This is a genomic window from Streptococcus sp. GMD6S (assembly GCF_000297015.1).
Map to the genome: position 1 here is coordinate 1 of NZ_AJRH01000047.1, position 10,409 is coordinate 10,409.

General features: G+C 41.9%; 10 protein-coding genes and 2 pseudogenes. 11 read left to right on the forward strand and 1 reads right to left on the reverse strand.

Annotated features, from left to right (window positions below):
• From GMD6S_RS07085 to GMD6S_RS07110, 6 genes and pseudogenes are all read left to right on the forward strand, one after another.
• The coding region (locus GMD6S_RS07085; RefSeq protein WP_000685647.1) for a carbohydrate ABC transporter permease at positions 1–480 on the forward strand (480 nt) is incomplete at its 5' end.
• 429 nt (positions 481–909) lie between these two features.
• Positions 910–1,362, forward strand: a complete 453-nt coding sequence (locus tag GMD6S_RS07090) for a YhcH/YjgK/YiaL family protein (protein ID WP_000575429.1) — start codon at positions 910–912, stop codon at positions 1,360–1,362.
• Between the two features lie 20 nt (positions 1,363–1,382).
• Positions 1,383–2,027 (forward strand): YesL family protein, encoded by a 645-nt coding sequence (locus GMD6S_RS07095; RefSeq protein WP_000057468.1) that lies wholly within the window; start codon positions 1,383–1,385, stop codon positions 2,025–2,027.
• A gap of 170 nt (positions 2,028–2,197) precedes the next feature.
• Positions 2,198–3,115 (forward strand): dihydrodipicolinate synthase family protein, encoded by a 918-nt coding sequence (locus tag GMD6S_RS07100; RefSeq protein ID WP_001281515.1) that lies wholly within the window; start codon positions 2,198–2,200, stop codon positions 3,113–3,115.
• A 17-nt stretch (positions 3,116–3,132) separates the two neighbouring features.
• Positions 3,133–4,029 (forward strand): ROK family protein, encoded by an 897-nt coding sequence (locus GMD6S_RS07105; RefSeq protein ID WP_000150249.1) that lies wholly within the window; start codon positions 3,133–3,135, stop codon positions 4,027–4,029.
• A gap of 421 nt (positions 4,030–4,450) precedes the next feature.
• Positions 4,451–5,222: pseudogene (locus tag GMD6S_RS07110) on the forward strand (class I SAM-dependent methyltransferase).
• Between the two features lie 135 nt (positions 5,223–5,357).
• On the opposite strand, the gene GMD6S_RS07115 reads toward GMD6S_RS07110, so the two are convergent.
• Positions 5,358–6,209 (reverse strand): MurR/RpiR family transcriptional regulator, encoded by an 852-nt coding sequence (locus tag GMD6S_RS07115; RefSeq protein WP_001039480.1) that lies wholly within the window; start codon positions 6,207–6,209, stop codon positions 5,358–5,360.
• Positions 6,210–6,464: 255 nt separating this feature from the next.
• On the opposite strand from GMD6S_RS07115, the gene pbp2b reads away from it, so the two are divergent.
• From pbp2b to GMD6S_RS07140, 5 genes and pseudogenes are all read left to right on the forward strand, one after another.
• Positions 6,465–8,507 (forward strand): penicillin-binding protein PBP2B, encoded by a 2,043-nt coding sequence (gene pbp2b / locus GMD6S_RS07120; RefSeq protein ID WP_001224836.1) that lies wholly within the window; start codon positions 6,465–6,467, stop codon positions 8,505–8,507.
• Between the two features lie 10 nt (positions 8,508–8,517).
• The gene (gene recR, locus GMD6S_RS07125; protein WP_000966754.1) at positions 8,518–9,114 is read left to right on the forward strand and encodes a recombination mediator RecR; all 597 of its coding nucleotides are present in this window, start codon (positions 8,518–8,520) and stop codon (positions 9,112–9,114) included.
• Between the two features lie 302 nt (positions 9,115–9,416).
• Positions 9,417–9,692, forward strand: coding sequence for a TIGR04197 family type VII secretion effector (locus GMD6S_RS07130; RefSeq protein WP_000509001.1), 276 nt, complete (start codon positions 9,417–9,419; stop codon positions 9,690–9,692).
• Positions 9,680–10,051, forward strand: coding sequence for a hypothetical protein (locus GMD6S_RS07135; protein WP_227743429.1), 372 nt, complete (start codon positions 9,680–9,682; stop codon positions 10,049–10,051). Before GMD6S_RS07130 ends, GMD6S_RS07135 begins: the two co-directional genes overlap by 13 nt.
• A pseudogene (locus GMD6S_RS07140) lies at positions 10,042–10,409 on the forward strand (virulence protein); the annotation flags it as partial. The gene GMD6S_RS07135 and the pseudogene GMD6S_RS07140, both read left to right, overlap by 10 nt.

The window sequence follows — 10,409 nt, forward strand, 5'->3', positions numbered from 1 at the left end:
CTTCCAAAACAAGTTGTCCTTGTACCATTGGTACGTATCGTCAACTTCATGGGAATTCACGATACTCTTTGGGCAGTTATCTTGCCTTTGATTGGATGGCCATTTGGGGTCTTCCTCATGAAACAGTTCAGCGAAAACATCCCAACAGAATTGCTTGAATCAGCTAAAATCGACGGTTGTGGTGAGATTCGTACCTTCTGGAGCGTAGCCTTCCCTATTGTGAAACCAGGATTTGCAGCTCTTGCGATTTTTACCTTCATCAATACTTGGAACGACTACTTTATGCAGTTGGTTATGTTGACTTCACGTCAAAACTTGACCATCTCACTCGGGGTTGCGACCATGCAGGCCGAAATGGCAACCAACTATGGTTTGATCATGGCAGGTGCAGCTCTTGCAGCCGTGCCAATCGTAACCGTCTTCCTTGTCTTCCAAAAATCCTTCACTCAAGGGATCACTATGGGAGCTGTCAAAGGTTAAGACCTTGCGAAAATCGAATTCAAACTACTTTAGTATCACCTTGCCATACTTAAGTATTGCCTGCGGTTGGCTTCCTAGTTTGTTCTTCGATTTTCATTGAGTATAAGAGAATATAGAGTTATAAGTGTCTACAAAATGGAGAGTGTGCAGTTGCTTCGTGAAGTTTTGTCAGACACTTATAAACTTAAGAATGAACTCTTTTCATGATACTAGTTAGAGTAGGTTCGTTTTATGGCAACTATTTCCCGCTTTAGTGGTATCTAAGATAAGCAATTAACGCTTATCTTAGACGGAATTTTTGAGACTGACGATGAAAGAGCAAAAGGCTCAAAAATTAGGAATTTGCTTCCGTCCGCACTATTACTGGGAAATAGAGAAAGGATAATTCGGAACTGAAAACTAGTAATTATCAGAAACGAAGGAAACAGTATGATTTTTGACGATTTGAAAAACATCGCCTTTTACAAGGGAATCCATCCCAATCTAGATAAGGCTATCGACTATCTCTACCAGCACCGTAAGGATTCTTTCGAACTCGGCAAGTATGAGATTGACGGGGACAAGGTCTTTCTAGTTGTGCAGGAAAATGTCCTCAATCAAGCTGAAAATGATCAATTTGAGCATCATAAGAACTATGCAGACTTGCATTTGCTGGTAGAAGGACATGAATATTCGAGCTACGGTTCACGTATCAAAGATGAGGCAGTAGCATTCGACGAAGCGAGTGACATTGGCTTTGTCCATTGTCATGAAAAATACCCACTCTTGCTGGGTTATCACAATTTTGCGATTTTCTTCCCAGGAGAACCTCACCAGCCAAATGGCTACGCAGGGATGGAAGAAAAGGTTCGCAAGTATCTCTTTAAAATTTTGATTGATTAAAAGAATCAGGAGGAGCAAACATGGCACAAAAAGGAGTAAACCTTATCAAGGCAGCATTTGATACAGATAATTTTCTCATGCGTTTCAGTGAGAAGGTCTTGGATATTGTGACAGTCAATCTTCTTTTTGTCGTCTCTTGTTTGCCCATCGTGACGATTGGAGTGGCGAAAATCAGCCTTTATGAGACCATGTTTGAGATTAAGAGAAGCAGACGGGTACCAGTCTTTAGAACTTATCTAAGAGCTTTCAAGCAAAATCTGAAACTGGGGCTTCAGTTAGGTCTGTTAGAGTTGGGCATTGTGTCATTAAGCCTTCTAGACCTCTATCTCTTCTGGGGTCAGACAGCTTTGCCTTTCCAGATTGTGAAAGCTATTTGTTTGGGGATTCTCATCTTCCTCACTCTGGTGATGCTGGCTAGTTATCCCATTGCTGCGCGCTATGATTTGTCTTGGAAAGAAGTGTTGCAAAAAGGGCTTATCCTAGCAAGTTTTAACTTTCCATGGTTCTTCCTCATGTTAGCCACTCTCTTTCTCATTGTGATGGTTCTTTATCTATCCGCCTTCACTCTCCTTTTGGGTGGGTCAGCCTTTATCCTCTTTGGTTTTGGTTTGCTAGTCTTTCTCCAAGCAGGTTTGATGGAGAAAATCTTCGCCAAATACCAGTAGGATGGCTTGTTTCTGAAACTACTTTCAATCGTTACAGTTTCTAAAATACAAGTAGAAACTAAAATCTAAGTGTATACAAGATATTGAAAGCGATTTTCACAAGGTGTATACTAAACTTGTAAAAATAGAACTGCTCTCAGCAGAAAAAAAGAAATCTTAGGAGAAAATCTATGTCAGATTTGAAAAAATACGAAGGTGTCATTCCAGCCTTCTACGCATGTTATGATGATCAAGGAGAAGTCAGTCCAGAGCGTACGCGCGACTTGGTCCAATACTTCATTGATAAGGGAGTTCAAGGTCTCTATGTCAACGGTTCTTCTGGTGAATGTATCTACCAAAGTGTGGCAGACCGCAAGTTGATTTTGGAAGAAGTCATGGCAGTTGCCAAAGGAAAATTGACTATCATTGCTCACGTTGCTTGCAATAATACAAAGGATAGTATGGAACTTGCTCGCCATGCGGAACGTTTGGGAGTAGATGCTATCGCAACAATCCCACCAATTTACTTCCGCTTGCCTGAGTACTCAGTTGCTAAATACTGGAATGACATTAGTGCTGCAGCACCAAACACAGACTACGTGATTTATAACATTCCTCAATTGGCAGGTGTTGCTTTGACTCCAAGCCTTTATACTGAAATGTTGAAGAATCCACGTGTTATCGGTGTTAAGAACTCTTCTATGCCAGTTCAAGATATCCAAACCTTTGTCAGCCTTGGTGGTGATGATCGCATCGTCTTTAATGGTCCAGACGAACAGTTCCTAGGAGGACGCCTCATGGGTGCTAAGGCTGGTATCGGTGGTACTTATGGTGCGATGCCAGAACTCTTCTTGAAACTCAATGAGTTGATTGCTGAGAAAGACTTGGAGACAGCGCGTGAATTGCAATACGCTATCAATGCAATCATTGGCAAACTCACATCTGCACATGGAAATATGTACGGTGTCATCAAAGAAGTCTTGAAAATCAATGAGGGACTTAACATTGGATCAGTTCGTTCGCCATTGACACCAGTGACTGAAGAAGATCGTCCAGTTGTAGAAGCAGCTGCAGCCTTGATTCGTGAAACCAAGGAGCGCTTCCTCTAATCTATAAGGAGGTAATTATGACACACTACGTTGCAATTGATATCGGTGGAACCAACATCAAATATGGTTTGATCGACCAAGAAGGCCAACTTGTTGAATCGCATGAAATGCCAACTGAGGCGCATAAGGGTGGACCCCATATCTTACAAAAGACAAAAGATATCGTAGCCAGTTATCTAGAAAAAGGCCCAGTAGCAGGTGTTGCCATTTCTTCTGCTGGGATGGTGGATCCAGACAAGGGTGAGATTTTCTATGCCGGACCGCAAATCCCTAACTATGCAGGAACCCAGTTCAAGAAGGAAATCGAGACGAGCTTTGATATTCCTTGTGAGATTGAGAATGATGTCAACTGTGCAGGTCTGGCTGAGGCCGTATCTGGTTCAGGCAAGGGAGCGAGTGTGACACTTTGCTTGACCATTGGAACAGGTATCGGTGGTTGCTTGATTATGGATGGGAAAGTCTTTCATGGATTTAGCAACTCAGCCTGCGAAGTCGGTTATATGCATATGCAGGATGGAGCTTTCCAAGATCTTGCCTCTACGACAGCCTTGGTGGAGTATGTAGCAGCAGCTCATGGAGACTCAGTTGATCAGTGGAATGGCCGACGCATTTTCAAGGAAGCTACTGAAGGAAACAAGATTTGTATGGCTGGTATTGACCGCATGGTAGACTACCTTGGGAAAGGTCTGGCAAATATTTGCTACGTTGCCAATCCAGAAGTGGTCATTCTCGGTGGCGGTATCATGGGGCAAGAAGCTATCCTCAAACCGAAGATTCGCGCAGCCTTGAAGGCCGCCTTGGTACCAAGCCTAGCTGAAAAAACACGATTAGAATTTGCCCATCACCAAAATACAGCAGGGATGTTGGGTGCCTATTATCATTTTATACTCAATGAAAATCAAAGAGCAAAGTAGGAAGCTAGCCGTAGGCAGTACTTGAGTACGGCAAGGTGAAGCTGACGTGGTTTGAATTTGATTTTCGAAGAGTATCAAGACAAAACAATCCTAGTTTGGAGCTATAGAATTAAGAAAAACACTGAATCACTACTTGAGTGAAAACTGTTTTGCTTAATTCTTTTTTTATTGAAAAATTTGAGCCAAAGGAGGTAATCGTGAGAAACTAGGAGAAAATAACTACCTTGCATAAGAAGTTAAGGCGAGAGCAATTCTATCATCCATTTAATTGATATTTAGCTTGACTAAATGGGAAAATGTGGAAAAATGATATAATGAGATGGACGAAAAATTGATAAATTAGAATTTCTAGAGGTGAGAGAAGTGTGGCAACACATCCAACTTAAATCGAAATCATATAAAATTACGAGGAGATTGTAAGATGAGTAATTATATAAAATTAAATGAAGATAGATGGAATAATGTAAAAAACGACTATACTGAGCCATTGACACATGAAGAATTAGAAGAAGCTAGAAAGCATCCAATTTCTGTCGCCTTAACTGTGGGGAAAAAAGTTCCGACAGAATGGTTTGAAAAAGCCAAGGGAAAAAAGATATTAGGGTTAGCTTGTGGTGGTGGCCAGCAGGGTCCCGTTTTTGCTGCAAAAGGTTATGATGTCACCATCATGGATTTTTCTAAATCACAATTAGAAAGAGATGAAATGGTTGCCAAAAGAGAAGGCTTAAAAATCAATACCGTTCAAGGCGATATGACAAAACCATTTCCATTTGAAAATGAAACTTTTGATATTATTTTTAATCCGGTTTCAAATGTATATATAGAAGATTTAGAAAACATGTATCATGTATAAAGAAGCCTCTCGCGTATTGAAAAAGGGTGGACTCTTAATGGTCGGATTTATGAATCCCTGGATCTACATGTATGATGCTGACACTGTATGGGACAAACCCGATGAGGAATTACTTTTAAAGTTTTCAATCCCTTTTAATTCAAGAGAGCTTGAAGAGGAAGGCAAAATCACCATCAATCCAGAATATGGATATGAATTTAGCCATACCTTAGAAAGTCAGATTAGAGGACAACTAAAAAACGGTCTCGCTATGATCGATTTTTATGAATCGTGTGACAAAAGACATCGCTTGTCACGTTATGGAAATGACTACATCGCTACACTTTGCATTAAACTATAATCTTATAGAACATACTTCTGGAGAATAGCTCGTTGTATTTTACGATTAGAATTTGCCCATCACCAAAATACAGCAGGGATGTTGGGAGCCTATTACCATTTCAAGACAAAACAATCCTAGTTTGGTTCAACCAAACTAGGATTTTCTAACGCGTTTTTGTCTACGATAGCCATTGAGTTTTTTATTTTCCCAATAACTATTAAAGATTTTTTCCTTGCTCTCGCGATTGATTTCTAAAAAGTAGGCATAAATCAAATCTATTAAAATGAGCATAGGGAGTTGAGCGGAAATACGCTGGATGTAAGAAGATTGATTATGACTTGCGACAAGGACTGTTTCGGTATAGGCCTGACTGTTTTTGTTTGGAGCGCTGGTAAAGAGAATGGTCTTGGCACCCATTTCCTTGGCATCCAACAAACTATCGAGGACGGATTGGGTAGTGCCTGATAGAGAAAAGCCAAGTACCAGACAGTTTTCATCCATGATACTGGTCGTCCAAGCAAAGCCATCCTGATCGGTCAAAGCTTCGCAGACAACACCTAATCGCATAAAGCGCAATTTCATCTCACGGGCAATCAGACCAGAACTTCCCGTCCCGAAAAAGTAAACTCGTTCAGCGTCATCGATTAATTGGGCAACGCGTTCCAGTTGTTCTTCGTCAATCAAATCCTGAGTTTGTTCTCGCATGATAGTGTAGCTTCGCAAAACACGTTTGGTCAAAGGACTGTGTTTGTGCGAATGAGTGTCCGGTTTACTAGCCTGATGCTGGTATTGAAAGACGAACTCTCGGTAGCCTGTAAAACCACACTTTTTGGCAAAGCGGGTCAAGGCTGCTTGGGAGATATGTAATTTCTGGGTAACTTGCTGAGAAGAGAGATCATCTTGGATTGTTTCAGCTTGCAAAAAATAGCGAGCGATTTCTTGCTCGAGCTCGGTTAATTCTTCAAAATGGAGGTCGATTATGGTTGCGATATCTGGCTTGTTCATGAGGCTCCTTTTTATGAGTCAAAGTCTTAAAAGTTAACGCTTTCCTAACTATCACTATCATTATATCATAGAAAATAGGATAACCAAATAAAAAGGCATTTTCAATTAAAAGTCAAAAAATGCTTCGACTTTTCCAAGAGTTTCTCCGTAAAATATGGTACAATGAAATGTACTGAGCTTCACCTGTTTGCTCTATTATTTTAGGGAAAATAAAGGTGGAAATCGGGAATTTTTCTAGAAAAGAGTCTTAGTTGTATGAGAAAATTTAATAGCCATTCGATTCCGATTCGGCTTAATTTACTATTTGCGATTGTCATCCTGCTCTTTATGGCCATTATTGGTCGATTGTTATACATGCAGGTGCTCAATAAGGATTTTTATGAAACAAAATTGGCCTCAGCCAGCCAAACAAGGGTAACAACTAGTTCAGCTCGTGGACAGATCTATGATGCGGCAGGGAAACCCTTGGTAGAAAACACTGTCAAGCAGGTTGTTTCTTTCACACGAAACAATAAAATGACGGCGGCTGAATTGAAGGAGACAGCCAAGAAACTTCTCACATATGTAAATGTAACCTCCCCTGATCTGACAGATCGACAGATTGCAGACTACTACTTGGCGGACCAGGATATTTACAAAAAAACAGTCGAATCCTTGCCAAGCGATAAACGCCTGGATTCAGATGGGAACCGCTTATCGGAAGCGACACTTTACAATAATGCGGTTGAAAGCATTGACGTGAGTCAACTTAATTATACAGATGACCAGAAAAAGGAAATCTATCTCTTTAGTCAGCTCAATGCTGTTGAAAATTTTGCAACGGGAACCATTTCTACGGATGCCTTAGATGATACCCAAGTTGCTCTCGTTGCATCAGCGTCCAAGGAATTACCAGGTATCAGCATTTCAACCTCATGGGATCGTAAAGTACTGGATACATCTTTATCGACAATCGTCGGTAGCGTTTCAAATGAAAAGTCAGGACTTCCAGCAGAGGAAGTTGATGCCTATCTCAAAAAAGGGTATTCTCTCAATGACCGAGTGGGAACTTCCTATCTTGAAAAGCAATATGAAGATGTTCTTCAAGGCAAACGCTCCGTCAAAGAAATCCACCTCGACAAACACGGAAATATGGAAAGTGTGGAAAATGTCGAAGAAGGAAGTAAAGGAAACAACATCAAGTTAACGATTGACCTAGCTTTCCAGAATGGTGTGGACGACCTACTCAAGAGCTACTTCAACTCAGAGTTGGGTAACGGTGGAGCAAAGTACTCTGAAGGAGTCTACGCTGTAGCTCTTAATCCTAAAACCGGTGCAGTTCTGGCGATGTCGGGTGTCAAGCATGATGTCGAATCCGGTAAATTAAGTTCAGATTCGCTTGGAACAGTAACCGATGTCTTTGTACCCGGTTCGGTCGTTAAGGCGGCGACCATCAGCTCTGGTTGGGAGAATGGAGTCTTATCAGGGAATCAGACCTTGACAGACCAACCGATTGTCTTCCAAGGTTCAGCTCCAATTAATTCTTGGTATACTCAGGCCTACGGTTCATTCCCGATTACAGCTGTGGAAGCCTTGGAGTATTCTTCTAATGCCTACATGGTTCAAACGGCTTTGGGCATTATGGGTCAGACCTATCAACCCAATATGTTTGTTTTAACTAACAATTTAGAATCCGCTATGGGGAAACTTCGTTCGACATTTGCGGAATATGGTCTTGGAGCCTCAACAGGCATTGACCTTCCAGATGAGTCAACTGGTTTTATTCCAAAAGAGTATAATTTCGCTAATTACATTACCAATGCATTTGGTCAGTTTGATAACTACACCCCAATGCAATTGGCCCAGTACGTTGGAACTATTGCCAACAACGGTGTTCGGATTGCACCTCACATTGTCGAGGGGATTTATGGAAACAATGACCAAGGTGGCTTAGGTAGTCTGGTTCAAGAAACAGCCACTAAGGAACTAAACAAGGTCAATATCTCAGAATCAGATATGGCTATCTTGCAGCAAGGTTTCTATCAAGTTTCGCATGGAACGAGTGCTCTGACAACTGGTCGTGCCTTTTCAAATGGCGCAGCCGTTTCCATCAGTGGGAAAACGGGTACTGCCGAAAGTTACGTTAATGGCGGTCAAAAAGCCAACAATACTAACGCAGTCGCCTATGCGCCGACCGAAAATCCTCAAATCGCAGTCGCAGTCGTCTTTCCTCATAACACCAACCTTACAAACGGTGTCGGACCTTCTATTGCACGCGACATTATCAATCTTTATCACCAACACCATCCAATGAATTAGAAAGGAACTTATGCTGTATCCAACACCTATTGCCAAGCTGATTGATAGCTATTCAAAGTTACCAGGTATCGGGATTAAAACGGCTACCCGCCTCGCCTTCTATACCATTGGAATGTCTGATGACGATGTCAATGAATTTGCCAAAAATCTCCTATCTGCCAAGCGGGAATTAACCTATTGTTCCATCTGTGGCCGCCTGACGGATGATGACCCCTGCTCAATCTGTACAGATCCGACTCGAGATCAGACAACCATCTTGGTGCTAGAGGATAGTCGCGATGTGGCTGCTATGGAAAACATCCAAGAATACCACGGACTCTATCATGTCTTGCACGGCCTCATTTCTCCGATGAATGGCATCAGCCCAGACGATATCAACCTCAAGAGTCTCATGACCCGTCTCATGGATAGTGAGGTTTCAGAGGTGATTGTGGCAACCAATGCGACAGCGGATGGGGAAGCGACATCGATGTATCTCTCTCGTTTGCTCAAGCCAGCTGGTATCAAGGTCACTCGCCTAGCACGAGGACTAGCCGTGGGAGCAGATATCGAGTATGCGGACGAAGTCACACTCTTACGAGCCATTGAAAATCGGACAGAGTTGTAGGAGTCAGTAAAAACGTAGCTCATTTTGACACATAAGACAAGCCCTAGGAATTTTTCTAGGGCTTGTCTTTTTCTGTTTCTCACGAGAGGTGAACAAGCCTTGCTAATAAGACTACTCAAACTATAAGGCATCAGAAAACGGGTCTCCAAAATCACTAGTGGCGTCTTTGTCAAACTCATTCACTGAGCGATAGAGTTTACTCTAAGGAGATGAGCTCACTTGCCCTTAGGATTTGTTTTGAAATCGTACTATTTTTGTGTTATGATATGGTCAATATACAATGAATAAAGGGAGTTTGAAGTATGGGTGGAAAGATAAAATCTAGCACGATAGCAGCAGAGGCAGCTATTAATGAATTGGTCGGGTATGACACGAGCAAGAAGCAAAATCAGCAAGTAGAATTTTCATATACTTCTGAAATTGCTGGGATGGAAGCTGGACGTCAGGCCTGCAATCAAATGCTTCAGGCGGTCAGTGATTTCAGCTCGGCTGTTTTGACCCAAGCAAATAAGTTTCCAGAAATTGCTCATAAGATTGAAAAACGCGACGTAGAGCTGGCTAAGAGATGGGAACATTAAAAATGGCAGATAAGAACGAAGAAAAACGCTACAAACTTTGGCGAGAAATTGTCAAGATTGACGATAAAGAAGAAAGTCTTCAGACTCTAAAAAGACAATATGAACAGCAGGTAACTCACTTTCACTCAGAAATCCAGAGTATCCACCATCGTATGGCGACTCTATTAGCTATCTCGCCTAGTTCTCGTCAAGTGATAGAGCAAATCGAAAGTGATAATAGAACCATTCAACGACAGATCAACTCTTATGTAGATGAGGAACTGGATGAATTGGGAAAACAAACGAAGAAGGCTCGTCGGTCTTTCGATGAAGCTAGAGAAGAACTGATATCAGAAAGGAATCGGCTACCATGGGAGTAAAATACAGCGCACAAGAATCCCAAGAATTGATTCAAGCTATGACTAACAATCTCCAGGTCGCAAATGAAGTCACGGACCGCTTATCTAGTGGATGTGACCACCTGATTTCCTCTTTAGACTCAGGTGAGCTGACAGGAGCAGCCTACACAGCTGGGAAGGGTCTTTTTACAGAGATTATCATCCCCAGCATCAAGAAGTTACAAGCAGCGATAGATGATATCCAACTAGAGTTGACCTCCTACAAAAATGCGGATGCTCAGGTCTCTGGATATGGAGATTTGGACATGGACCAGCTCAAGGAACTGAAAAAATTGAGGGAAGAGCAGTTAGCTATCGTAGAAGCTCAGATTCAAGCGAG